The sequence below is a fragment of the Leifsonia sp. C5G2 genome, from assembly GCF_013359685.1.
GTDB lineage: Bacteria > Actinomycetota > Actinomycetes > Actinomycetales > Microbacteriaceae > Leifsonia.
Genome location: NZ_JABFMV010000001.1, coordinates 463,464 through 486,470, shown reverse-complemented (window position 1 = coordinate 486,470; position 23,007 = coordinate 463,464). Strand labels below are relative to the sequence as shown.

The 23,007-nt window shown below is 70.5% G+C and carries 25 protein-coding genes; 20 read left to right on the top strand and 5 right to left on the bottom strand.

All coding sequences use genetic code 11. The features are described 5' to 3' along the window. Positions 1-72 precede the first annotated feature (72 nt). A complete protein-coding gene (locus HNO83_RS02350) occupies positions 73-888 on the bottom strand; it encodes a DeoR/GlpR family DNA-binding transcription regulator (RefSeq protein ID WP_175335875.1) in 816 nt (271 codons plus the stop codon). Between the two features lie 121 nt (positions 889-1,009). Between HNO83_RS02350 and melA the strand changes: the two genes are divergently transcribed. Next, positions 1,010-2,353 (top strand): alpha-galactosidase, encoded by a 1,344-nt coding sequence (melA, locus tag HNO83_RS02345; RefSeq protein WP_175335874.1) that lies wholly within the window; start codon positions 1,010-1,012, stop codon positions 2,351-2,353. Then, positions 2,350-3,198, top strand: a complete 849-nt coding sequence (locus HNO83_RS02340; RefSeq protein ID WP_175335873.1) for a class II fructose-bisphosphate aldolase — start codon at positions 2,350-2,352, stop codon at positions 3,196-3,198. The genes melA and HNO83_RS02340 overlap by 4 nt, the downstream gene beginning before the upstream one ends. Positions 3,199-3,223: 25 nt before the next feature. On the opposite strand, the gene HNO83_RS02335 is transcribed toward HNO83_RS02340, so the two are convergent. Then, positions 3,224-4,294, bottom strand: a complete 1,071-nt coding sequence (locus tag HNO83_RS02335) for an amidohydrolase family protein (protein ID WP_175335872.1) — start codon at positions 4,292-4,294, stop codon at positions 3,224-3,226. A gap of 155 nt (positions 4,295-4,449) precedes the next feature. Between HNO83_RS02335 and HNO83_RS02330 the strand changes: the two genes are divergently transcribed. The 6 genes from HNO83_RS02330 (at position 4,450) to HNO83_RS02305 (ending at position 10,455) form a co-directional block, all read left to right on the top strand. Further along, the gene (locus tag HNO83_RS02330; RefSeq protein ID WP_175335871.1) at positions 4,450-5,331 is read left to right on the top strand and encodes an SIS domain-containing protein; all 882 of its coding nucleotides are present in this window, start codon (positions 4,450-4,452) and stop codon (positions 5,329-5,331) included. A gap of 73 nt (positions 5,332-5,404) precedes the next feature. Next, on the top strand, positions 5,405-6,751 hold the full coding sequence (locus HNO83_RS02325; RefSeq protein WP_217498562.1) for an ABC transporter substrate-binding protein: 1,347 nt from the start codon (positions 5,405-5,407) through the stop codon (positions 6,749-6,751). Positions 6,752-6,771: 20 nt separating this feature from the next. Continuing rightward, positions 6,772-7,725 (top strand): carbohydrate ABC transporter permease, encoded by a 954-nt coding sequence (locus tag HNO83_RS02320; protein WP_175335870.1) that lies wholly within the window; start codon positions 6,772-6,774, stop codon positions 7,723-7,725. Beyond that, complete coding sequence (locus HNO83_RS02315) at positions 7,725-8,612, top strand: carbohydrate ABC transporter permease (protein ID WP_175335869.1); 888 nt, start codon at positions 7,725-7,727, stop codon at positions 8,610-8,612. The genes HNO83_RS02320 and HNO83_RS02315 overlap by 1 nt, the downstream gene beginning before the upstream one ends. After that, the gene (locus tag HNO83_RS02310; protein WP_175335868.1) at positions 8,609-9,562 is read left to right on the top strand and encodes a carbohydrate kinase family protein; all 954 of its coding nucleotides are present in this window, start codon (positions 8,609-8,611) and stop codon (positions 9,560-9,562) included. Before HNO83_RS02315 ends, HNO83_RS02310 begins: the two co-directional genes overlap by 4 nt. Beyond that, positions 9,559-10,455 (top strand): 1-phosphofructokinase family hexose kinase, encoded by an 897-nt coding sequence (locus HNO83_RS02305; protein ID WP_175335867.1) that lies wholly within the window; start codon positions 9,559-9,561, stop codon positions 10,453-10,455. The genes HNO83_RS02310 and HNO83_RS02305 overlap by 4 nt, the downstream gene beginning before the upstream one ends. A gap of 6 nt (positions 10,456-10,461) precedes the next feature. On the opposite strand, the gene HNO83_RS02300 is transcribed toward HNO83_RS02305, so the two are convergent. Continuing rightward, positions 10,462-11,316 (bottom strand): serine/threonine-protein kinase, encoded by an 855-nt coding sequence (locus HNO83_RS02300; RefSeq protein ID WP_175335866.1) that lies wholly within the window; start codon positions 11,314-11,316, stop codon positions 10,462-10,464. A gap of 143 nt (positions 11,317-11,459) precedes the next feature. Here HNO83_RS02300 and HNO83_RS02295 point away from each other — a divergent pair, with 143 nt between their 5' ends. Beyond that, complete coding sequence (locus HNO83_RS02295) at positions 11,460-11,663, top strand: hypothetical protein (protein ID WP_175335865.1); 204 nt, start codon at positions 11,460-11,462, stop codon at positions 11,661-11,663. Between the two features lie 10 nt (positions 11,664-11,673). On the opposite strand, the gene HNO83_RS02290 is transcribed toward HNO83_RS02295, so the two are convergent. After that, complete coding sequence (locus tag HNO83_RS02290) at positions 11,674-12,459, bottom strand: nucleotidyltransferase domain-containing protein (RefSeq protein ID WP_175335864.1); 786 nt, start codon at positions 12,457-12,459, stop codon at positions 11,674-11,676. Between the two features lie 114 nt (positions 12,460-12,573). On the opposite strand from HNO83_RS02290, the gene HNO83_RS02285 reads away from it, so the two are divergent. The 3 genes from HNO83_RS02285 to HNO83_RS02275 all read left to right on the top strand — a co-directional run bounded on the left by HNO83_RS02285 (position 12,574) and on the right by HNO83_RS02275 (position 14,843). Next, positions 12,574-13,908: a YibE/F family protein gene (locus tag HNO83_RS02285; RefSeq protein ID WP_175335863.1), complete on the top strand. Its 1,335-nt coding sequence runs from the start codon at positions 12,574-12,576 to the stop codon at positions 13,906-13,908. Positions 13,909-13,995: 87 nt separating this feature from the next. Further along, positions 13,996-14,313, top strand: coding sequence for a PadR family transcriptional regulator (locus HNO83_RS02280; RefSeq protein ID WP_175335862.1), 318 nt, complete (start codon positions 13,996-13,998; stop codon positions 14,311-14,313). Then, on the top strand, positions 14,310-14,843 hold the full coding sequence (locus HNO83_RS02275; protein ID WP_175335861.1) for a PspC domain-containing protein: 534 nt from the start codon (positions 14,310-14,312) through the stop codon (positions 14,841-14,843). The genes HNO83_RS02280 and HNO83_RS02275 overlap by 4 nt, the downstream gene beginning before the upstream one ends. Before the next feature lie 28 nt (positions 14,844-14,871). On the opposite strand, the gene HNO83_RS02270 is transcribed toward HNO83_RS02275, so the two are convergent. Then, a complete protein-coding gene (locus tag HNO83_RS02270) occupies positions 14,872-15,441 on the bottom strand; it encodes an NADPH-dependent F420 reductase (RefSeq protein ID WP_175335860.1) in 570 nt (189 codons plus the stop codon). A gap of 93 nt (positions 15,442-15,534) precedes the next feature. Here HNO83_RS02270 and HNO83_RS02265 point away from each other — a divergent pair, with 93 nt between their 5' ends. The 8 genes from HNO83_RS02265 (at position 15,535) to HNO83_RS02230 (ending at position 22,981) form a co-directional block, all read left to right on the top strand. Beyond that, complete coding sequence (locus HNO83_RS02265) at positions 15,535-16,047, top strand: MarR family winged helix-turn-helix transcriptional regulator (RefSeq protein WP_175335859.1); 513 nt, start codon at positions 15,535-15,537, stop codon at positions 16,045-16,047. A gap of 87 nt (positions 16,048-16,134) precedes the next feature. Then, positions 16,135-16,764 carry a ClpP family protease gene (locus HNO83_RS02260; RefSeq protein ID WP_175335858.1) on the top strand — a complete coding sequence of 210 codons (630 nt, stop codon included), beginning with the start codon at positions 16,135-16,137 and terminating at the stop codon, positions 16,762-16,764. Beyond that, positions 16,761-17,348: a ClpP family protease gene (locus HNO83_RS02255; protein ID WP_175335857.1), complete on the top strand. Its 588-nt coding sequence runs from the start codon at positions 16,761-16,763 to the stop codon at positions 17,346-17,348. The genes HNO83_RS02260 and HNO83_RS02255 overlap by 4 nt, the downstream gene beginning before the upstream one ends. Positions 17,349-17,463: 115 nt before the next feature. After that, entirely contained in the window at positions 17,464-18,489 is a 1,026-nt protein-coding gene (locus HNO83_RS02250) for a LacI family DNA-binding transcriptional regulator (RefSeq protein WP_175335856.1), read from the top strand. A 160-nt stretch (positions 18,490-18,649) separates the two neighbouring features. Beyond that, the gene (locus HNO83_RS02245) at positions 18,650-19,975 is read left to right on the top strand and encodes an ABC transporter substrate-binding protein (RefSeq protein WP_175335855.1); all 1,326 of its coding nucleotides are present in this window, start codon (positions 18,650-18,652) and stop codon (positions 19,973-19,975) included. Between the two features lie 61 nt (positions 19,976-20,036). Further along, positions 20,037-20,948 carry a carbohydrate ABC transporter permease gene (locus tag HNO83_RS02240; RefSeq protein ID WP_175335854.1) on the top strand — a complete coding sequence of 304 codons (912 nt, stop codon included), beginning with the start codon at positions 20,037-20,039 and terminating at the stop codon, positions 20,946-20,948. Next, positions 20,945-21,847: a carbohydrate ABC transporter permease gene (locus tag HNO83_RS02235; RefSeq protein WP_349627054.1), complete on the top strand. Its 903-nt coding sequence runs from the start codon at positions 20,945-20,947 to the stop codon at positions 21,845-21,847. The genes HNO83_RS02240 and HNO83_RS02235 overlap by 4 nt, the downstream gene beginning before the upstream one ends. Positions 21,848-21,886: 39 nt before the next feature. Then, entirely contained in the window at positions 21,887-22,981 is a 1,095-nt protein-coding gene (locus HNO83_RS02230) for a glycoside hydrolase family 130 protein (RefSeq protein ID WP_175335853.1), read from the top strand. Positions 22,982-23,007: the final 26 nt, after the last annotated feature.

Here is a 23,007-nt window from a genome sequence, read left to right as displayed (position 1 = left end):
GGCGAATTGGGAACTGCTCCAGTGCGATCCTTCAGCCGTGGCGACGCGGCGCATCGTCCTGGCTAGGAGTCGCTACTCCTGATCGGCGATGACGACCTCCACGCCCGCCTCCCGCAGCAGGTCCAGCTGCGCGGGGTCGGCGCTGGAGTCGGTGATCAGCATCTCGACCTGATCGATCTCGGCCATCTGCGCCAGGGCGACGTTGCCGATCTTGGAGCCGTCGGCGACCACGACCGTGCGCTGGGCCTTCGCGACCATCGCGCGGTTGGTGCGGGCCTCGGTCTCGTCGTGGGTCGTCACCCCGGTCGCGGCGCTGATGCCGTCGGCCCCCAGGATGGCCGTGCCGACGTTGACGGCGTTGAAGGTGCTCTCCGCGAGCGCGCCGACGAGCTCCAGCGACTGCGGGCGCAGGAAGCCGCCGGTCATGATCACCCGCACGCCGGGGTAGCCGGAGAGCAGCCCGGCGATCGAGAGGGAGTTGGTCACCACGGCGATGTCGCGGTGGTTGGCGAGCGCCCGCGCCACGCTGGCGGTGGTGGTCCCGCCGGAAAGGGCGACGACGTACCGCTCTGCGGGCAGCCGCCGCACCATCGCCTTCGCGATCAGCCGCTTGGCCTCCTGGAACCGCGTGTCCCGCAGCGCCACCGGGATCTCGCGGCCCTGCTCCACTGCGGAGGCGCCACCGTGGGTGCGCACGATCAGGTGCTGGTCGGCGAGGTCGGACAGGTCGCGGCGTGCGGTCGCCGCCGAGATGCCGAGCGTCTCGGAGAGCTCGGCGAGGCCGATCGTTCCGCGCTCCGAGACGAGGTCGAGGATGGACACCATGCGCTGGGCGCGTCGCCCGGAGGTGACGCGGGCGATCAGGGATTCGGCGCTGGGGGCGGCCATGGGGTCCTCTCGGTGGGCCGAACGTCAAGCGAACAGCAAAGCAATCAATCTGCTTGATCACTTTAGCCCCGAATCGCTCATTTCGTTGCGCGGACCGCACACCGTATCGCAGGATCGCAGCATGCCTCAGATTGTCTTCCTCGGTGCGGGCAGCGTGGTCTTCACGCGTCAGCTGCTCGCCGACCTGTACCGCTTCGACGACCTCCCCGTGCTCGACATCGTGCTGCACGACATCGACGCCGAGCGACTGGAGGTGGCGCGCGGCACCGCGGAGCAGGTCGCCGGCCGCTTCGGCCGCACCGCGAGCATCACCGCGACGCTCGACCGCCGTGAGGCGCTGCGCGGCGCCGACTTCGTGATCAACATGATCCAGGTGGGCGGCATCGACGCCACCCGTGTCGACCTCGAGGTCCCGGCCGCCGCGGGCCTCCTGCAGACCATCGGTGACACGACCGGCGTCGGCGGCGTGTTCCGCGGCCTGCGCACGTTCCCCGTGCTGTCCGGCATCGCCGCCGACATGCTCGAACTCTGCCCGGACGCGTGGTTCCTCAACTACACCAACCCGATGGCCATGAACGTCTGGTGGATGTCGGTGGTCGCCCCGAGCATCAAGACCGTCGGCCTGTGCCACAGCGTCTACTGGACCGTGCACGACCTCTGCGAGCTGATCGGCGTGCCGCTGGAGGGCACCCACTACCGCGCCGCCGGGGTCAACCACCAGGCCTGGCTGGTCGAGTGGTCGCGCGACGGGGAGGACCTGTACCCGCGCCTGCGCGAGGCGATCGAGCGCGACCCGGAGCTGCGCCGCCGCGTGCGCGTCGAGATCTTCACCCGCATCGGCTACTACCCGACCGAGACGAGCGAGCACTCGTCCGAGTACCTGGACTGGTTCCTGCGCTCGCCGGAGCAGATCGAGCGCTTCCGGCTGCGTCCGCTCGAGTACGTCGGCATCTCGGAGGAGAACGTGGCCGAGTTCGAGCACGCCAAGGCCGCGCTCGCCGCCGGGGAGGCGCTGGAGCTGGAGGAGGGCGCCGCCGAGTACGCCCCGCAGGTCATCCACTCGATCCTCACGGGCACCGAGCGCACCATCCACGCGAACGTCGTGAACCACGGGCTGATCGACAACCTCCCGCAGGGGGCCGTCGTCGAGGTGCCGAGCCGGGTGGACGCGGACGGCGTGCACCCGCTGCCGTTCGGCGCGATCCCGGTGCAGGGTGCCGCGCTCAACCGCACCTATCTCTCGGTGGCGGAGCTCGCGATCGAGGCGGCCCGCACGGGCGACCCGGAGCTGGTGCGGCGTGCGGTGCTGACCGACCCGAACGCGTCGTCGTCGCTCACGCCGGAGCAGATCTGGGCGCTCTGCGACGAGCTCACCGAGAGGCACTCCGCCCTTCTGCCCGTGGCGCTCGGCGGCACGCTGGAGGTCCCGGCTCCGGTGGGGGCCGGCGCCGGCGCAGGCCGATGAGCCCGGCGGGCACGGCGGAACTGCTCTCGGCCGCGGTCGGGACGGGTCGCGCCGTCGCCGCCTTCAACGTCCTGTCGCTCGACCATGTGGAGGCCGTGGCCGCCGGTGCAGCGGCGGCCGGGGCGCCCGCGCTGCTGCAGCTGAGCGAGAACGCGATCGCCTTCCGGGGCGCGCCGGAGCCCCTGCTGGCGGCCTGCCGGGAGGCGGCCGCCGCCTCCGGGACCCCGCTGGCCATCCACCTCGATCACATCGAGGACCGCGAGCTGGTCGCGCGGGTGCTGCCCCGGGCCGCCGACTTCGGCATCGGCTCGCTGATGTTCGACGCTTCGAAGCTCGACTACGACGCGAACGTGGCCGCCACCCGCGAGGTGGTCGCCCGCGCGCACGACGCCGGGGTCTGGGTGGAGGCCGAACTCGGCGAGATCGGCGGGAAGGACGGCGCCCACGCGCCGGGCGTCCGCACCGACCCGGCGGAAGCGGCGTCGTTCGTCGCGGCGACCGGCGTCGACGCCCTCGCCGTGGCGGTCGGCAGCTCGCACGCGATGCGCGACCGTTCGGCGCAGCTCGACCTGGAGCTGATCGCCCGGCTCCGGGAGGCCGTGCCGGTGCCGCTCGTGCTGCACGGTTCGTCCGGTGTCGCCGACGACGTGATCGCGCAGGCGGTGGCCGCGGGCATCCGGAAGGTCAACGTCGGCACGGCGCTCAACGTCGCCTACACCGCCGCTCTGCGCGCCGCGCTGGCCGAGCAGCCGGACGCGGTCGACCCGCGCGGCTACACGGCCACCGCGCGCCGCGCGATGACAGAGCTGGTGGCCGGCTTCTGCCGCGTGGTGGCCGCGGCCTGAGCCGCCGCCACCACGCGGTTCCGCGTCACAGGTTCAGGACGCGGCGGGCGTTGCCCGCGTAGACGCGCTGGAGCAGCGCGGGATCGAGCGCGAGCGCCGACACATCCCAGCGGCCCTGACCGGGGACCTCGCTGCCCGGGTCGTACGAGAACCCCTCGTCGGCGGTCTCGAAGAAGCGGTAGTGCAGGCGGTACTGCTCCGCCGTCACGGGGTAGATGTCGGTGCCGAACAGCACCTGGTCGGGGTAGGAGGCGACCAGGCGCGCGAACCGCCGCGGCTGGCGGCCGAGCTCGGCCATCCGCCCGGCGGTGTCGATCGTGTAGTTGGGGGCTGCCGCCAGCAGCCGTTCGACGCGGTCGAGGTCCTCGGCCGAGCCGCCTGCGTGGGCGCCGATGAACATCGTGCCCGGGCAGGCGAGCACCAGCGCGGCGTGCGCGTCCATCAGCCGGTCGAAGGTCGGGTGGACGCTGCGGTCGCCGAACCACCACTCCGGCACGCCCACGAGCTCGTCGATGCGCTCGTTGTGACGGTCGAGCGGTTCGAAGAAGGCGATCGGGTCGGCGGTGTGGATGAGCACGGGCAGCCCCAGCTCGCCGGCATGCCGGAGCACCGCGATCACCCGCGGATCGTCGGGCGAGATCAGCGTGCCGTCGGCGTCGCGGAAGGTCAGCCCGAGGCTCTTCCAGACCTTCACGCCGCGGGCGCCCCGGGCCGCGCTGTCGTCGAGGGAGGCGATGAGCGCCCGCTCGCCGTCGGGCTCGGCCAGCCGTTCCCATTCCAGCTGGCAGAAGGTGACGAAGCGACCGGGGTGGGCGCGGTCGTAGCGCTCGACGTTCGCGGTGACCTCGTTGCCCCAGAGCCCGTCGAGGTTGACCACCATTCCCACGCCGCACTCGTCGAGGAGCGCGACGAGTGCGCCCGGGTCCTGGATCATCCAGCCGCCGTCGGGCGTCAGCCAGCGCCCGAGGTGGTTGTGCGCATCGATCACGGGGAAGGCGGGCTCGGCCACCTCGGTGGCGGCCGCCCGCAGCTGGCTGCGGGGCGCCCAGTCCTTCAAGCGCAGGTCGAACGGGTCGGGAGCGGGGGCGTGCGTCATCGGAACCTCTCTGGAACGGCGGGGGATTTGTGCAAACGATCAATCTGAATGATCGATCTGCACATCTTTATTGTCAAACGCTCAGTGTGCGCCAATGATAAATCAACGCCCACCACCCGGGCGGCGCACCGCACATGACACCAGGAGCACCAGACGTGACACTGACTTCCCGCGAAATCGCCAGCCAGCCGGCCATCTGGCGTGAGGCGCTCGAGACGCGCAGCGCTCGCGCGGCCGAGCTGCTCACCCTGCCCGGCCAGCGCGTGCTCGTGCTCGGCTGCGGCACCTCGGCCTACCTCGCCGAGTCGTTCGCCGCGCTGCGCGAGCGCGCCGGCTTCGGGATGACCGACGCGGCCTACGCTTCGGAGCCCTGGCCGTGGCGCGACTACGATGCCGTGGTGCTGCTCAGCCGCTCGGGCACCACCACCGAGGTGATCGACGCGCTCGACGCGCTGCCGGAGGGGGTGCGCACGATCGCCGTCACCGGCGTCGCCGACTCCCCGGTCGCCGACCGCGTCGACGACGTGCTGCTGCTCGACTTCGCGGACGAGGAGTCGGTGGTGCAGACCCGCTTCCCGACCACGTTCCTGCTGCTCGCCCGCGCCGCACTCGGCGAGGACGTCGCGGGCCTCCCCGACCAGGCGGAGGCGGCCCTGGCCCTCCCGCTCGACGTCGACACCGAGCGGCTCTCGCACTTCGTCTACCTGGGCAGCGGCTGGACCTACGGCCTCGCCCAGGAGGCGGCGCTCAAGATCCGGGAGGCCGCCCAGGCGTGGTCGGAGTCCTACCCGGCCCTCGACTACCGGCACGGCCCGCTGGCCGTCGCCGACGAGCGCTCCCTGGTCTGGATCATCGGCCCGGCCGAGCCCAGCCTCCCGGCCGACATCGAGCGCACCGGCGCGACCGTTCGCGTCAGCACGCACGACCCGCTCGTCGAGCTCGCCGACGCGCAGCGCCTCGCGGTCGCGATCGCTGCACACCGTGGTCTCGACCCCGACAACCCCAGGCACCTGACACGCTCGATCGTGCTCGGCTGAGCCGCGGGGGCGCCCCACACGCCCGCGTCCAGCCACTCGACCGGCACCGCACACACCCGAGATGAGGACAACGATGACGATTCCACCGAAGAAACGGCACGGCCGGAGTGAGCTGCGTCGCCGGATGCTGCGCACGACGGGAGCAGCGGCGGCGACCGCCGTCCTCATCGCGCTGGCCGGCTGCAGCGGCTCCTCGGGGGCCACGACGCTGGACCCGAAGGCCAAGGTGACCATCGAGGTGTGGTCCGGCCAGGCCGACGCGGCGCAGCAGGAGATCGAGGCGCTCGCCAAGGAGTTCGAGAAGCAGCACCCGAACGTCACCGTCGACCTCTCGCCCGGCGCCTCCTCCACGGACCAGCTCCTGCAGAAGCTCTCCGCGGGATTCGCGGGCGGCCAGTATCCCGACATGTCGTACGCGTTCGGGTCGTGGGCCGGTCAGCTGGAGGCCTCCGGCCGCACGCTCGACATCTCCGCCGAGGTGAAGAAGCCCGAGGTGAAGTGGGACGAGTTCACGGCGGCCGCGCGCGGCACGGCCCAGCCGACCGGGACCAAGGTCATCGGCTTCCCGGCGGTGGTCGACAACATCGGCCTCCTCTACAACAAGACCCTCTTCGACAAGGCCGGGCTCGGATATCCCACGAACGACTGGACCTGGGACGACTTCCGCACAGCGGCCAAGAAGCTGACGGACACCCCGAACCACGTCTACGGCTACGCGTACTCCGTCTCGGGCAGCGAGGAGACCACCTGGCAGTTCTGGCCGCACCTGTGGCAGAACGGCGGCCAGATCCTGAACAAGGATGCCACGAAGTCCGAGTTCGCCTCGCAGGCCGGTGTGGATGCGCTGACCTTCCTGCAGAAGATGGCCGTCGACGACAAGAGCGTCTATCTCGACCAGACCGACGTGAAGTTCGGCCAGCTCTTCACCAGCAACCGGATCGGGATGATCACCTCCGGTCCCTGGCAGCTCTCCGACCTCAAGACCGGCGGCACGGACTACGGCGTCGTCCAGCTTCCCGGCACGAACGGCGACCACCAGACCGCCTCCGGCCCGGACATCTGGGCGCTGTTCGACCACCAGGACAAGAACCGCGCCTACTGGGCGACCCAGTTCGCCGAGTGGCTGACCTCCGCGGAGCAGGACGAGCGGTTCAATGTCGCGATCGGCAACCTCCCGCTACGCTCCTCGGAGGCTGACAGCGAGGCCGTGAAGAAGGAGAGCGCCGAGTACCCCGGCTACGAGGTGTTCGTCGCCAACTCCGCCAACGTCAAGGAGACGCGCCCGACCACCAAGGGGTACGCGGCGCTCTCGGTGGCGATCGGCAAGGCGATCTCGCAGGTGCTGCAGGGCGACGGCGAGCCGAAGGCCGCACTGGAGCAGGCGGCGAAGACCGCAGACGCCGCCCTGAACAAGAAGTAGGCGTGAGGGAGGGAACCGGCATGGCAGACACCACCCCTCCCGCCCTGTCGCGGCGGGCGGCATCGCTGGACGTCGCCCGCCCGCGGAAGGCGCGCCGCCGTCAGGGCTGGGCCGCGGCCCTCACCGGCTGGGGCTTCGTGGGCCCGGCGACCATCATCATCCTCGGACTCTCGGTGTTCCCCGCGATCTGGGCCTTCGTGCTGTCGTTCCAGAGCTGGGACGGCTTCAGCCAGGCGACCTGGGTCGGCGGTCAGAACTACGCCGACCTGGTCACCGACGCGGAGTTCGGCAACGCCGTCGTCAACACGCTCGGCTTCACCGTTCTGTTCGTCCCCGCCTCCGTGCTGCTCGGGCTGTTCCTCGCGGTCGCGCTGAACCGGCGCATCCGCGGGATGGGCTTCTACCGCACCGCGATCTTCGTCCCGTTCGTCGCCTCCGCGGCATCCACGGGCATCCTGTCGACGTACCTGTTCAGCCCGCAGTTCGGCCTGGTGAACAACGTGCTGCGCGTGCTCGGCCTGCCGCAGCAGGGCTGGCTCGACGATCCGAAGCAGGCGATGCTCGTCATCGCGATCATGTCGCTCTGGGGGTCGGCAGCATTCACCACCGTCATCTACCTGGCGGCGCTGCAGGATGTGCCGGCCGACCTCATCGAGGCGGCGCGCATCGACGGGGCAAACCGGTGGCAGACGTTCTGGCGCATCGTCTGGCCGCAGCTCGCGCCGGTGACCGTCTTCGTCGCGATCTGGCAGACGATCCAGGCCATCCAGCTGTTCGACCTGGTGTACACGACGACGCGCGGCGGCCCGCTCGACGCCACCAAGACGATCGTCTACTTCCTCTACGACAAGGCGTTCCACGCCCTGCAGTTCGGCTACGGCTCCGCCGCCGCGTACGTACTCTTCGCGGCCACCCTGCTCATCACGATCGGCGTCGTCGTCTTCCAGCGGCGCCGGGGATCGGAGGCCTTCTGATGGCGACCGTGCTCGACGAGGTCTCGCAGGCCTCCCGTGAGCTGGCGGACAGCCCGACGCGTCCCGCGGGGCGCAGGACGAGGATGAGCGGCTGGCACTTCGTGCTGTTCCCCATCGCCATCCTGTTCCTGGTGCCGTTCCTGCAGATGACGCTCGCGGCGTTCTCTCCGGCGAAGGAACTGGTGGCCTTCCCGCCCCCGTTCATCCCCTCGCACTTCACGCTCGACGGCTTCGTCAAGCTGTTCGGGCAGACCGACATCCTGCTGTGGCTCGGCAACACCGCGATCGTGTCGGCGGTGGCCATCGTGTCGAACCTCGTCCTGTGCTCGCTCGCCGGCTACGGCTTCGCACGGCTGCGCTTCGCGGGGCGCAACGTCGGCTTCCTGATGATCCTGGCGACCATCATGATCCCGACGCAGCTGCTGATGATCCCGACCTACATCCTGTTCGCCAAGCTCGGGCTGCTGAACGGGCTGGGCGCGGCGATCGTGCCGTGGCTCGCGACCGCGTTCGGCATCTTCCTGATGCGCCAGTTCTTCCTCACCCTCCCGGCGGAGCTGGAGGAGGCCGGGGCGATCGACGGCTGCAACCGCTGGCAGATCTTCTTCCGCATCGTGCTCCCGCTCGCGCGGCCGGCGCTCGCGACCCTCGCCATCTTCACCCTGCTGAGCGCCTGGAACGACCTGGTCTGGCCGCTCATCGCGATCAACAACCAGCAGGCGTTCACGCTGCAGCTCGGCATCGCGAACTTCCAGGGCGCCCACCAGACCGATTGGAGCCTCATCATGGCCGGGAACGTCGTCGCGACGCTGCCGCTCATCCTGTTCTTCCTGTTCGCTCAGCGGCACTTCGTGGCGACCATGACCTTCTCCGGGCTCAAGGGATGAGCGCCTCGCGCACGGTGGACGTGCTCGTCGTCGGAGACGCCAACCCCGACCTGCTGCTCACCGGCGACACGGTCCCGCGGTTCGGACAGGCCGAGCAGCTGCTCGACAGCGCCGACCTGCTGCTGGGCGGCAGCGCCGCGATCGTCGCGCACGGGCTGGCCAGGCTCGGGGTGCGCACCGCCTTGGCAGCGGTCGTCGGCGACGATCCGTTCGGTGCGTTCGTGCTGGAGCGGTTGCGCGAGGGCGGCGTCGACGTCTCGGCGGTGGAGACCAGCGCGAGCCTCCCGACCGGCATCTCGGTGGTGCTCTCCGAGCCGCACGACCGGGCGATCCTGACGCTGCCCGGCACCATCCCGGCCCTGACCGCCGAGGCCGTGCTCGCCGCGGTCGACCGCATGCGGCCGCGGCACGTGCACGTCGCCTCCTACTTCCTCCAGCCGGGGCTGGCGTCGGAGCTGCCCGGGGTGCTCGACGGGCTGGCGGACCGCGGCGTCACCGTGAGCCTCGACACGAACTGGGACCCGGCCGAGAAGTGGACGGGACTGGAGGAGGTCCTCCGGCGCGTCGACGTGTTCCTGCCCAACGGCGAGGAGGCGCTCGCGATCGGCTCGGCCGTCGCCGGGCGGCGGCAGACCGACCGGGACGAGGCCGCCTCCACGCTCTCCCTGCTCGGCTGCCGCGTGGTGGTGAAGGCCGGGGCGGAGGGCGGCATCGTCTTCGCCGGGGGCGAGCGGGTCGCCGCGGCGCCGGGGCTGGTCCTGGACGTGGTGGACACCACCGGCGCCGGGGACAGCTTCGACGCCGGCTACCTCGCCGCGCTCGACGCGGACGTGACCGCCGAGGAGGACCGCGTCCGCTGGGCGGCCGTCGCCGGCTCGCTGTCGGTGCGTGGACGCGGGGGCACCGGTGCGCAGGCGACCCGCGGCGACCTCGCGGGCGTGCTCGCGTGACCGTCCACACGCTCGGGCTGACGCCCGCACTCGACATTGTCTACGTCCTCGACGAGGTGCGGCTCGGCGGCATCCACCGTCCGCCGGTCGTGGTGCGCTCCGCCGGCGGCAAGTCGCTCAACGTGGCACGGGCGCTCACGCTGCTGGGCGTCCCCGTGCGCGCGATCGCACCGCTCGGCGGCAGGATCGGCGACCTGGTGGCGCAGCTGCTGGACGTGAGCGGCGTCCGCGTCGACCGCATCCCGTCGGCGGTGGAGACCCGCATGTGCGTCACCGCGAGCGACACCACCGCGCGCACCCTGACCGAGTTCTACGAACCCGTCACGGCGTTCGACGTGCCTCTGGCGGAGGTCGCGCAGCGCACAGCGCAGGCGCGGCCGGGGGAGTGGCTGACGCTCTCCGGAGCCGTGCCTGCTGCGGTGGACCCGCGTGCGCTGGCCGACCTGCTCGCGGCCGAGGTCGATCGCGGGGTGCTGCTGGCGGTGGACGTGCACGGCCCCGCGCTCGGGACGATCCTGGAGGTCGCGCGGCCGCGCCTGGTGAAGGTGAACCGGTCGGAGGCCGAAGAGCTGACCGGCCGGGGCGAGCGGGAGGCCGCGGCCGCCGCCCTCCTCGCCCGGGGTGCGGGGATCGCTGTCGTCACCGACGGAGAGGCCGGGTCGTTCGCGCTCGCCGCCGACGGCGAGCGCGTGACCGCGCCGCCGGTGGCCCGACCCGGTCTGTTCCCGGTCGGCAGCGGGGACTGCTACCTCGCCGGCCTCGTCGCCGTGCTCGACGCGGGTGGCGGCCTCAGCGACGCGCTGGCTGCGGCCGCCGATGTCGCCGCGGCGAACGCCCGGCTCCCGGGGGCCGCAGTGTTCGACGTGCCGACGATCGGGGCGTTGGCGGGGTAGGTCCCGTCAGGCGTTCTCGTCGTCGGGGTCCGCCCGGAGGGCGGTGCGGGCCGCGGTCGCGACATCCGCCGCGGACGGCCTGCGCGACGGCTCCGCCTGCGTCATCGACTGGATGAGAGCCCTCCACGGCTCGGGGACGGAGCCGGGGATCTCCGGATCGCGGTCCAGCCGGGCGAGCGCGGAGTCCACCGGGGTTCCGGGGAACGCGACGGTTCTGGTGAAGCACTCCAGCAGGACGAGCCCGAGCGAGTAGATGTCCGACGCGGGGGTCAGTGTCGCGCCCCGCACCTGCTCGGGGCTCAGGTAGGCGGCGGTGCCGAACGTCTCCTCCGTGAACTCCTGAGGATGCGTGGCGTGGATGGCGATGCCGAAGTCCGTCAACCTGGCGCGCGGACGCGAGAACCGCGTGCGGTAGTCGACGATCATGATGTTCGCCGGCGTCACGTCCCGGTGGATGACCCCGCGTGCGTGGACGTATTCGAGCGTCTCAGCGACCTCGAACGCGACCTCGCCGATCTGCCGGGTCGAAAGGGCCTCCCCTTCCAGCAGCGTCCGGAGCGTCGAGCCGTCGACCAGCTCGATGACCAGGAACGGCCGCGGGTCCTCGGGGGACGAGTCGTCGACGCCGGCGTCGAGGATCGAGACGACGCCGTGGTGCCGCAGGCCGGCGAGGACGGCGACCTCGGCCCGGAACCGCGCGAGGTCGTCCTGGCTGCCCGAGGAGAAGAGCTTGATCGCGACATCGCGGCCGAGGTTCTCGTCGCGAGCCCGGAAGACCATCGAGGAGCCGCCGCGCGCCAGCAGCCGCTCCGGCCGGTACCTCTCCAGCAGCAGCGGGATCGGGGCCGGGGGTTTGCTCACCCCCATATCCTCCGGGATTCCACGGGTTCGCGCCGCCGGGTAGACGGCGACGCGAGACGGGGGTAATGGGCGCCGTCGCACCCGATGGGCGCCTGGGCGAACCTCCCGTCGCCGACTGTCGGGCGCGGTGCTACCGTTCGGCCATGGACGACCCGGACTTCTTCCTGCCGGCGGCCGCGGCCCTGCGGGCCGGGGTGCCGGAGCTGCGGATTCACGCTGCGATCCGCAACGGCGAAGTGAGGACGGTCCTGTACCGCGGGGAGGTGCGCATCCCCGCCGAATCGCTGGCCGAGCTCCGGCAGCGACTCGCGACGGCCGACAGCGGCGTCGCCGCCGTCGAGGGGTAGCGCGCGGCGGTCAGCGGTACTCGACCGGGCTGCGTCCCGTCCGCCAGGCCAGCTCGTTGTCCAGCACGAAGCGGGAGAGCGTCTCCTCCTCGGGCAGGAGGGCTCCGACCGTCGATTCCACCGCGTCCATCACCGTGCGCGCGGTCGCCGGTGTCGGGTCGTCGAGCAGCGCCGTCAGCATCCCGTCGAACCCCACCGGCTTGTCCGGCAGGGTGCGGGTGAGCGCCGCGAGGTACTTGGGGCCGGAGAAGAAGACGCGGTTGTGGGCGAGCAGCGCCCGGGCCGCCGAGGTCGCGAGGTGGGTGGATGCGTGCGCCAGCAGCATCCTGTCCCCGCGCTCGTGCGCCTGCTCCAGGAAGTAGCCGCCGTGCAGCCGGCACTGCGCGACGAAACCGGCGCAGAGGTCGTCCCAGCGGCTGTCCGGCACGTCCGCGATCCGGCGCAGGCGCTCGCCGAGGTCGTCGACGCGGCTGAAGGCGACCCGCACGTGGGCGAAGGAGTCGCGGACGGGGTCGTCCCCGCGGGCCGCGGCATCGTCGAGGTACGACAGGGTCGCCAGCTTGATGTCGTAGTACCCGCCGTCGTAGCCGATGCCGTCGACGCTCGTGAACATCAGCCGCCGGGCTTCGGCGGCCTCGCGCCAGCGGTCCTCCGTGACGATCAGGTACAGGTCGACGTCGGAGTCGGCGCGTTCGGTGCCCCTGGCCACGGACCCACTGATCACGACGCCGACCACCGTCGGATCGTCGGCGACCGACCGGACGAAGGCGTCGACGGCGTCGTCATGGTGCTTCACGGCATCCACTCCTCGAGCTCGGGCCCCTGATCGGCGACAGTACAAGATCGCGTGCGATGATGCGACCGCCCCGGTTGCCCGACCGGGGAGACGACTCTGCACTCCGGAGGTCCCATGGCGCACGCCCACGTCCATTCGCACGGCCGGTCGGGCCGCGAGCCGCGCGCCCGGGGTCCGCTGCGGGCCGTCGTCGCGGCGATCCTGATCGTGGCCGGGCTGGCGACCGTGGCAGGGCTCGCCCTGCTGTGGCCCGACCAGTCGAAGGTCGCCTCCGCGTCGTCCGGCCTCCAGTTCGCGGCGCCCGGAACCACCTTCCCGACGGGACGGATCGTCGCCCTGTCGAAGGACTGCCCCGGCTACTTCTCCTCCGGCTCGGCGTCGTCGAAGCCCGGCGACACGCGGGCCTGCCAGATCGCCACTGTGAAGGTTCTCAACGGGAAGGACGCGGGCAAGACCCTGGCGGTGCCGCTGCTGTGGCCGTGGGCCACCGCCGGCGTCCACGCGGGCGACGAGCTGGAGCTGATCGTCCCGCCCCAGGTCTCCGGCGCCTCCGCCCAGTCGGGTCAGGGGGACGCCCCGCAGGGCGTGACGGTGAACGGCGTGGTGAGGGACAGCCCGCTACTGCTGTGGACGCTCCTGTTCGTCGCGGTCGTCGTCGCCGTCGGTCTGCTGCGCGGTCTGATGTCGCTGGTCGCGCTCGGCTTCACCGCGTTCATGATCGTCCAGTTCGTGCTGCCCGCGCTGATCTCCGGCCGGCCGGGCCTCGCGGTCGGTGTCGTGGGGGCATCGGCCATCATGTTCGTCGCCCTGTACCTGGCGCACGGACTGTCGGTGCGCACGACGGTCGCCCTGCTCGGCACGCTGTTCGGCATCCTGCTGACGGCCGGGATCGCCCAGCTCGCCGTCGACTCCACGCATCTGACCGGCGTCAGCGGGGATGTCGGCGGGATGCTCGCCGGCGCCACCCAGATCGACTTCCGGGGCCTGCTCACCTGCGCCATCGTGATCGCCGGACTGGGCGTGCTCAACGACGTGACGGTGACGCAGGCCTCGGCCGTGTGGGAGCTGCGCGCGGCCTCCCCGGAGCTCTCCCGCCGCCAGCTGTTCGCGCGGGCCATGCGCATCGGCCGCGACCACATCGCGTCGACGATCTACACGATCGCGTTCGCGTACGCGGGAGCCGCCATGGTCGTGCTGGTCGTGCTCTATCTCTACGACCGCTCCGCGCTCAGCCTCCTGTCGCAGGAGGACCTCGCGGCCGAGGTGGTCAGGACGCTGTGCAGCGGCATCGGGCTCGTCCTAGCCGTGCCCGTCACCACGGGGATCGCTGCGGCGCTCGTCCCCCGCGAGGTCGTGGTGCGCGAGGGCGGCGTGATGGAGGCGCTCAAGCTGCGCTGGTACTCCTTCATCCCGCGGGCGGCGCAGGAGGAGGCGACGCGGTCGTACTGAGGTGGCGGGGGCGGCAGGTGAGCAAAAGAGTGGCGGCCGACCCTTCGGGGTTGGTGCAGGTACCTTGTTGTAGTACGGTACCTAGTTATGGATGCCAAGCTGGCCGCCCTTCGGCGCGGCATGCTCGAACCGCTCGTGCTCGCCGCGGTCGAGCACGAACAGCGATACGCCGGGGAAATCGGGCAAGCGTTACGCGCCGCCGACTTCCCCGTGCAAGAAGGAACACTCCATCCATTGCTGAGTCGTCTGCGACGTGACGGGCTCGTTGTCCACGAGTGGCAGGAATCTCCTACCGGACCGCCTCGCAAATACATCTCGCTCTCAGACGCGGGACGAGCTCAGCTCCGGGAGTTTCGCGAGTACTTCCAATCCCTGACCACGCTCCTCGAAACGATCGGACGATGATGGATCATCTCGCTCTTGCCGGCCACGCCGGCGCATTCCCGATGACGCCGGCCGCGAAGACTCGGATTCTCTCTTACCTCGGCAGGGCGCGCACCGACGGGCAGGACGATCCCGATCGCGACGACGTCTTGCGCGACATCGAGGCGGATCTCGGAGACCACCTGCGCGCAGCGCTCGATTCCGGCGCCGAACTCGACGACGACACCATTGCCCGCATTCTCGAACAGTTCGGGCCGGTCGAGTCGCCAAGGTCAGTGCCACAGCGGCGGGCACCCGTCCTCTGCAGGATCGACGAAGGTCGGATGTTGTCCGGCCTGTGCCTCGGCCTCGCGACGCGCGCAGAGCTTCGCGTCGACTGGCTGCGGACGATCGCGTTCTTCCTCCTGCTGCTGACCGGAGGGCTGCTCGGACTGGCCTACCTCATCGCGCTGCTGTTCGCACCGCGGATCGCGTCCGCGCAGGAGTATCGCGCCCTGCTCGTCGAGCAGAGCAATGCCGAGAAGGATGGGCCGAGGCGGGCATCCCGCTAGGGGCAGACTGCGCGAGCTCACATCCCGGTCAGGGGGCCACGGCGAAGCCGCCGGTCCAGGAGATGCGCTCTCCTGCCGCGAGGGTGATCTGCAGGAAGCCGATCGCCTCGAGCTCGCGGGCGCGCTTCAGCGAGCCCGCGTCGATCGCGCGGAGGCCGCCCGCGGTGACGATCTCGGTCAGCGCCTGCTTGGCGTTGTCGTCGTCGCCCGCGATCAGGACGGTGGTCTGAAGGCCGCCGACGGCCTTGGAGGCGAGGGTCGCCGCGAAGGTGGTGTTGAAGGCCTTCAGGACTGTCGCGCCGGGCACCTTGTCTGCGATCACGGCGGCGGCAGAGCTGTCGGCCGGGACGACGAGGCCGTCGAAGGTGGCGAAGTCGAGCGGGTTGGTGATGTCGACGATGGTCTTGCCGGCCAGGGCGTCGCCGTAGGTGGCGATGACCGCGTCGACCTCGGGATAGGGAACGGCGAACACGACGATCTCCCCGTTGATGGCGTCGCCCTCGCGCCCCGCGTACTCGACGGTGTTCCCGCCGGAGGCGACGACGACGCCGATCGCGTTCGCCATGTTCCCCTTGCCGATGATCGTGACTGTGGTCATTGTGTCCTCTTCCCGGCCGAAGCCTTACTTGAATCTTCAACTAAATCTAGGACCCTATTCTTGAAGCGTCAAGCAAATGGGTAATATCGAGACATGCTGAGTGACGAGAACGACGAGACCCGCCGCGAGGCGTGGCTCGGGCTGATCGCGCTCACCCAGGTGCTGCCGCCGGTGCTCGACAGTCACGCGTCTCGCGACTCCGCCTCCACCCACTACGAGCACTTCGTGCTCACCCGCCTCGCCGAGGAGCCCGGCCGCCGGATGCGCCTGAGCGCGCTCGCCGCTGCGACCAACGCCTCGGCGTCCCGTCTCAGCCACGTCATCACGCGGCTGGAGTCCCGTGGTCTGGTGGAGCGCGTCCCCTGCGAGGAGGACGGCCGGGCGACCAACGCGGTCCTCACCGCCGCAGGTGCGGAGCTCGTGGCGAACGCGGCACCGGGGCATCTCGAGCTCATCCGCGAACGGCTCCTCGGCTCGCTGACCCCGGCTCAGGTCGAGCAGCTCGCGGAGATCTCGGCCGCCCTGATCGGCAGCATCGACCCCGCCCGCAGGCCGAGCGACGCGTGCGAGTCGGTCGTGCAGGCAGCCGAGTCCCGGGTCGGGTGACGTCGCAGGGCGACGTCTGCTGTGAGCAGTACTGCTCACAGCAGAGACACCTGCCGCAAGGCGTGAACCCTGTGCACTGTGGATCGCATGAGCGAATCCCCGAAAGTGCCGACCTTCTCCGAAGCCGTGCGACGGCAGCTGTACGAGCGCCGCGTCCTCGTCCTGGACGGTCCACTGGACGACGACAACGGAACGCTGATCGCGACGCAACTGATCAGCCTGGCCGCGGAGGACGAATCCGCCGACATCTCCCTCTGGATCCATTCGCCGGGCGGCTCCGTGCCGGCGATGCTCGCGATCCGCGACATCATGCACACCATCCCCAACGATGTGTCGACGCTGGTGTTCGGCATCGCCTACAGCGCCGGGCAGTTCCTGCTCTCGGCGGGGACCAAGGGCAAGCGGAAAGCCTTCCCCAACTCCCGGGTGCTCCTGCACCAGGGCTCCGCGGGCATCGCGGGGACCGCCGTCGACATCGAGCTCCAGGCGGATGACCTCCGCCACACGCGCGACACCGTGCTGGCCCTCATCGCCGAAGACACCGGCCAGCCGTTCCCGAGGGTCTTCGAGGACTCGCTCCACGACCACTGGTACACCGCCGAGGAGGCGCGCGAGTACGGCTTCGTCGACACGATCGTCCGGTCGTTCGACCAGTACCGGCCGCGGGCGACGCGCCTTGCGGGCTCGGGCAGCCTGATCGGGGGAGACGAGCGATGAGCAGCTACACCATCCCGAACGTCATCGCCGAGCATCCCCGGGGCGAGCGGATCATGGATGTCTACTCCCACCTGCTCACCGAGCGGATCGTCTACCTGGGCACCGCCATCGACTCCGGTGTCGCCAACGCGATGATCGCGCAGCTCCTCCACCTCGAATCCAGCAGCCCGGACCGCGACATCCAGCTCTACATCAACTGCGAGGGCGGCGACCCGAGCGCCATGCTGGCTATCTACGACACCATGCAGTTCATCCGGCCGCAGGTGGCGACCACCTGCGTCGGTCAGGCGGTCGCCGTGGGCGCTGTGCTCCTCGCGGCGGGAGCGCCGGGAAAACGTGCCGCGCTGCCCCACGCGCGCATCGTCCTCCATCAGCCTGCGGCCCAAGGACGGGGAGCCATCCCCGACCTGATCCTGCAGGCCGACGAGGTCGTGCGCATGCGCGCCGACATCGAGGACGTCCTCACTCGCCATACCGCCCAGACCGCGCAGACCTTGCGAGCCGACACGGACCACGACCGGGTGTTCACCGCGGCCTCCGCGCGCGACTACGGGCTCGTCGACCAGGTGATCGAACGGCGGTGAGCGCGGGACGGTCCCCGGCGCCATGAACGACCAGCGCGTGACCGGTGAGCGCCCGGCGCCCGATCCGGCATAGGATGTCCGTCGCTCGACCGAGGGCGGAAGGCGAGGCGGAGCGATGGGCGATGAGCGCGTGACGATCGTCGACGTCGCGAACAAGGCCGGCGTCGCCATCAGCTCGGTCTCGAGCGCACTCAACGGGCGCCCGGGCGTCTCGGACGTCACGCGCGAGCGCATCATCCGGATCGCCGCCGAGCTCGGCTTCGTGCCGTCGCTGCGCGGCAAGAGCCTGTCCGGCAGGCGTGCGTTCACGGTCGGCCTCGTGCTGCACCGCGACCCGGACGTGCTCGAACTCGACCCGTTCTTCGGTGGCTTCATCGGCGGCATCGAGGACGCGATCGATCCTGCCGGCTATGCGCTGGTGCTGCAGATCAGCGCCGAGTCGGACCGGGTGCTCCAGCGCTACGACAAGCTCGCGGCCGACCGTCGCGTCGACGGCGTCTTCATCACCGACCTGGAGGTCGGTGACCCGCGCATCCAGCTGGTCCAGAAGCTCGGCCTGCCGGCCGTCGCGATCAACCCGGGCATCGACTTCCCGATCCCCGCGGTCCGGGAGGACCCGGAAGCGGGCATCCGCGCGACGCTCCGGCATCTGGTCGACCTCGGCCACCGCCGCATCGCCTACGTCAGCGGCCGTGCCGACATGACGCACTCGGTACAGCGCGAGCAGGCGTGGCGGAGCGGGCTGCTCGAACTCGGCCTCGCGCCGGGACCGGTGGTGCCCGGCGACTTCACGTACCTGGGCGGCGCGGCCGCGGCCTCCGCTCTGCTGGCGCTCGCGGAGCCGCCGACCGCGGTGATGTGTGCCAACGACCTCTCGGCCATCGGCCTGATCGCGCAGGCCCAGCACCTCGGCGTGGACGTGCCGGGGCAGCTCTCGGTGGCAGGCTTCGACGACATCCGCCTCGGCACCTACGTGCGGCCGTCGGTCACCACGGTCCACACGTCGCCGCGGCTCCTGGGCAGGGAGTCGGGGAGGATGCTCGTCGAGCTGATCGAGGAGGGTGCGGTCGCCGACGTGCGCATCCCCGACGCGGAGCTGATCGTCCGCGATTCCACCGGGCCGGTGCGCGCCGAGCACTGACCCGGACGTCGAGCTCGAACGCGGGGCTTGCATTCGCCTGCAGATGCATGGCAACATTGCCGAACCGAAACGTTTCGGTAAGGCTTTGGTTCCTTTCCAAAACGTTTCTGCACTCGAATCACCACTTGCACCGTTCCCGAACTCGACGAGGAGACATCACATGGCAACGAAGAGGTTGCGCGGCACCCTGGGCCGGCGGCTGATCGCCGGCGCGGTCGCTGCGGCCACGATCGGCGCGCTCGCCGCCTGCTCCGGCGGCGGCGGATCGAGCGACGGCGAGCCGAGCGGCAAGCTGCAACTGCTCGTCTCGAGCAGCGACGCGACCGACGCCGGCTTCCGCGCGGTCAACGACGCCTTCGAGAAGCAGTACCCGAAGGTGGACGTGGTCTTCTCCACCGTCTCGAACGACAACTACCCGGCGACCAAGTCCTCCCGCCTCACGGCGGGCAACCTCGACCTGTTCGTGGTCAAGGGCCTGATGGAGACGCCGTCCTACGCGAAGGACGCGGCCACCGACGACGCCCGGCTCGCCAAGGCCGGCGCGCTGGTCGACCTGACCGGGGAGTCGTTCCTCAAGCAGTACACGCCGACGCTCCTCGACGCGCAGGCGATCGGCGGCAAGCAGTACGCGGTCCCGACGGGTGTCAGCTACTACACCGGCGTCTTCTACAACAAGAAGATCTTCGCCGACAACGGCCTCGAGATCCCCACCACCTGGAGTCAGTTCACCGCGGTGGTCGACGCGCTCAAGGCGAAGGGGATCACCCCGTTCGGCATGGGCGGCAAGGACAGCTGGCCCGCAGGCCTGCCGATGCTCGCCTCCGTCGCGTCGCTGTATCCGACGGCCGACGACAAGCAGCAGCTGGCCAAGGACCTGTGGACGAACAAGGCCAAGCTGACCGACCCGACCGAGGTGAAGGTGCTGCAGCAGACGGAGTACGTGCTGCAGAACTCGCAGGACGGCGCGGCGGGCGCCGACTACACGTCCATCCCGTCCGGGTTCGCGGCCGGCGACTTCGCCATGACCGTCGACGGCACCTGGGACCAGCCGGTCATCGACGCGGCCGTCGCGAAGAAGTTCGACTACGGGTACTTCCCGTTCCCGGGCGCCGACGACGCGAAGGACAACGCGCTGCTGAACGGCAAGACGGAGCTGCAGCTGGCCGTGCCCACCTCGGCGAAGAACAAGACGGCGGCGATGGCGTGGCTGAAGTTCTTCTCCGACAAGAAGAACTACGAGCTGTTCCTGCAGAAGTCCGGCTTCTCGTCCGCTCAGCCAGGGATCTCGACCAGCGCGTTCCTCCAGTCGATCGGCCAGTACACCAAGTCGTACGAGCCGGCGTGGGACCAGATCTGGTTCGCCAACAACAAGGCCGGACAGGACGCGGTCTTCCCGTTCAACTACCCGGCGCTCACCCCGCTCGGTTCCGCCACGCCGGAGCAGGCCGCTCAGGCCGCTCAGAAGGCCTGGTCGGCGGCCGGCTGACACTGACGGGCAGGGCGGCCCGCGACGAGAGCGGGCCGCCCTCCCGGAAGTCGAGAGACAGATGACTGAATCGTTCCCCTTCCCCCGCCGCACGCCGGTCCGGCTGACCTTCGGCCTCGGGATGCTGCTGCTCGGCATCTTCGGCTTCGTGCCGGCCGTCGGCGTGCTGATCGCGTCGTTCACCGACCTGCGCGGCCTCCCCGGCATCCCGATCAACTTCGTCGGGCTGCAGAACTACGTCGACTTCTTCTCGCCCGCGAAGTGGGCGGACAGCGCGAACGCGCTGCGCAACACGATCATCTTCGCCGTGGTGAGCACCGCCGTGCAGATCGTCGTCGCGCTGGCTGTCGCGGTGCTCCTGAACCGCCGCCTCCGCGGACGGGACTTCTACCGCGCGGTCGTGTTCATGCCGACGATCCTCGGCGTGACCGTCACGGGCCTGGTGTGGTCGCTCATCTTCAACGTGAGCGGGGGACCGGCGGCGTCGATCCTCGACCTCTTCGGAGGCCACTCCGCGTTCTTCGGCGACCCGCGGCTCGCGCTCTCGCTGGTGATCCTCGTGCAGGTCTGGATGGTGCTCGGCGTCTCGGTCATCATCTTCCTCTCCGGGCTCCAGGCGGTGCCCGAGGAGCTGTACGAGGCGGCCGAGATCGACGGGGCGAGCGGCTGGCAGCGCTTCCGCAGCGTGACCGTCCCGCTGCTGGCGCCGTCGATCACGGCGAACGTGCTCCTCGGCATCGTCAACGCCCTGCAGAGCTACCAGCTGATCTACGTGCTCAGCGGGCCGAACAACCGCTCGACCCAGGTGCTCTCCCTGCTCGTCTACGTGCAGGGCTTCGGCGGCGCATCCGGGACCACCCTGTCGCAGTCGCAGGGCTACGCGGCCGCCGTCTCGATGGTCCAGTTCGTGCTCGTGGCGGTCGTCTCGATCGTCGCGCTGGCCATCCTCCGCCGACGGGAGGCGAAGCTGTGACTACCACCGCCACCGACGCCGCGAGCTCGACCGCGGTCGAGCCGCCGCTGCAGCCCGCGGGGCCGCGCCGGGAGGCCGAGCAGCGCCGTCGGCGTCGCCGCATTCCGATCGGGGCATACATCTGCGCCGCGCTCCTGATGGTGCTGTTCCTGTTCCCGCTGCTGTACCTCTTGAACACCGCGCTGAAGTCGCAGGCGGAGTTCGTCGCCAATCCGGTCGGGCTCGTCTCCGACCCGCAGTGGGGCAACTTCGCGACCGCCTGGGAGAAGGGCGACTTCGGCGCGTACATCCTCAACAGCGTCCTCTACACCGCAGCAGGTTCCGCGATCGGCACCCTGCTCACGCTGGTGCTGGCGTTCCCCGTCGCCCGCGGGTACATCCGCGGGGCGAAGTACTGGTCCGTGGTCTTCGTGCTCGTGCTGTTCCTGCCCAACGCCCTCATCACCCAGTTCCAGCTGCTGCTGCGGCTCGGGCTGTACGACACACAGCTCGGCTACATCCTGCTGGTAGGCGTCGGTGTGGGCGTCGGCCCGCTGCTGCTCAGCGGGTTCGTCAAGTCGATCCCGCGCGAGCTGGACGAGGCCGCGGCGATGGACGGCGTCGGCTACTGGCGCTACCTGTTCACCTTCATCCTGCCGCTGGCGCGGCCGGCTCTCGTGACGGTGTTCATCCTGCAGGCGGTGTGGATCTGGAACGAGATCATCCTCGCGACGGTCCTCCTCGCCGACCCCGCGAAGTTCCCCGTGACCGTCGGGCTGTACGCCTTCAAAGGCACGTACGGCAACCAGTGGCCGCTGCTCGCGGCCGCGACCTTCATCGTCGCCGCTCCGCTGATCGTCGGCTACATCTTCATCCAGCGCTACCTGGTCAACGGCGTCGTCGGCGCCGTCAAAGGCTGAGCAGCGCATCCCCCAGCCCCACCACCTGAGAGAGGTCCCGTGACCACCACCATCCCCGCCGGCAGCACCGCTGTCGCCATCCCGTACCTGCTCGAGCGCGCCGGCGTCGTCATGGAGCCGGACCTGCGCGACCCGCGGCAGGTCGAGGGCGTGCTCAACCCCGCGACCGTGCAGGGACCCGACGGCACTGTGCATCTGTTCCCGCGCCTCGTCGCAGAGCACAACGTCTCGCGCATCGGCCGGGCACGGGTCGTGCTGACCGACGGCGTCCCGAGCGGAGTGGACGGCCTGGAGGTCGCCCTGGAGGCGGAGCGCGGATGGGAGCACGGAACCGCGCACGGCGGCGTGGAGGACCCGCGGATCACCCCGCTGAAGGACCTCGGCATCCACGTGATGACGTACGTGGCGTTCGGCCCCCTCGGACCGAAGCCTGCGATCGCGGTGTCGACCGACGGCGTCTCCTGGCAGCGGCTCGGCCCCATCCAGTTCGCCTACGACGACGCGCTCGACACCGACCTCAACCTGTTCCCCAACAAGGACGTGGTCTTCTTCCCCGAGATCGTGCCGGACCCGGACGGGCGCCCGAGTTTCGCGATGCTGCACCGGCCGATGTGGGACTTCGGCTTCGTGCGGCCGGACGAGCAGCCGCCCCTTCCCGCGGGCGTGACGGACCCTCGCGCCAGCATCTGGATCTCGTACGTCCCGGTCGGCGACGCCGTCCAGGACCTCACCGCGCTCACCCGGCCGGCCGGACACCGCTTCGTCGCGGGCCCGGAGCACGAGTGGGAGGCGCTCAAGATCGGCGCGGGGCCCGCGCCGCTGCGCGTGCCGGAGGGCTGGCTGCTGCTGCACCACGGGGTCACCGGCGACCTGCCGGGCGGCTCGTTCGTGCCGCAGGCGTTCAGCGTCCACTACGTCGTCGGCGCCATGCTGCTCGACGCCGACGACCCGTCGCGCGTGCTCGCCCGCACGGGCGAGCCCCTGCTCACCCCCGAGACCGCGGACGAGACCGCGGGAACGGTGGCCAACGTGGTGTTCCCCACGGCGATCGAGAAGATCGGCGGAGAGCACTTCGTCTTCTACGGCGCGGCCGACACACGCATCGCCGTCGCCCGCCTGGTCCGCACCATCTGACAGCACCGCCCCAGCACACGAGGAGT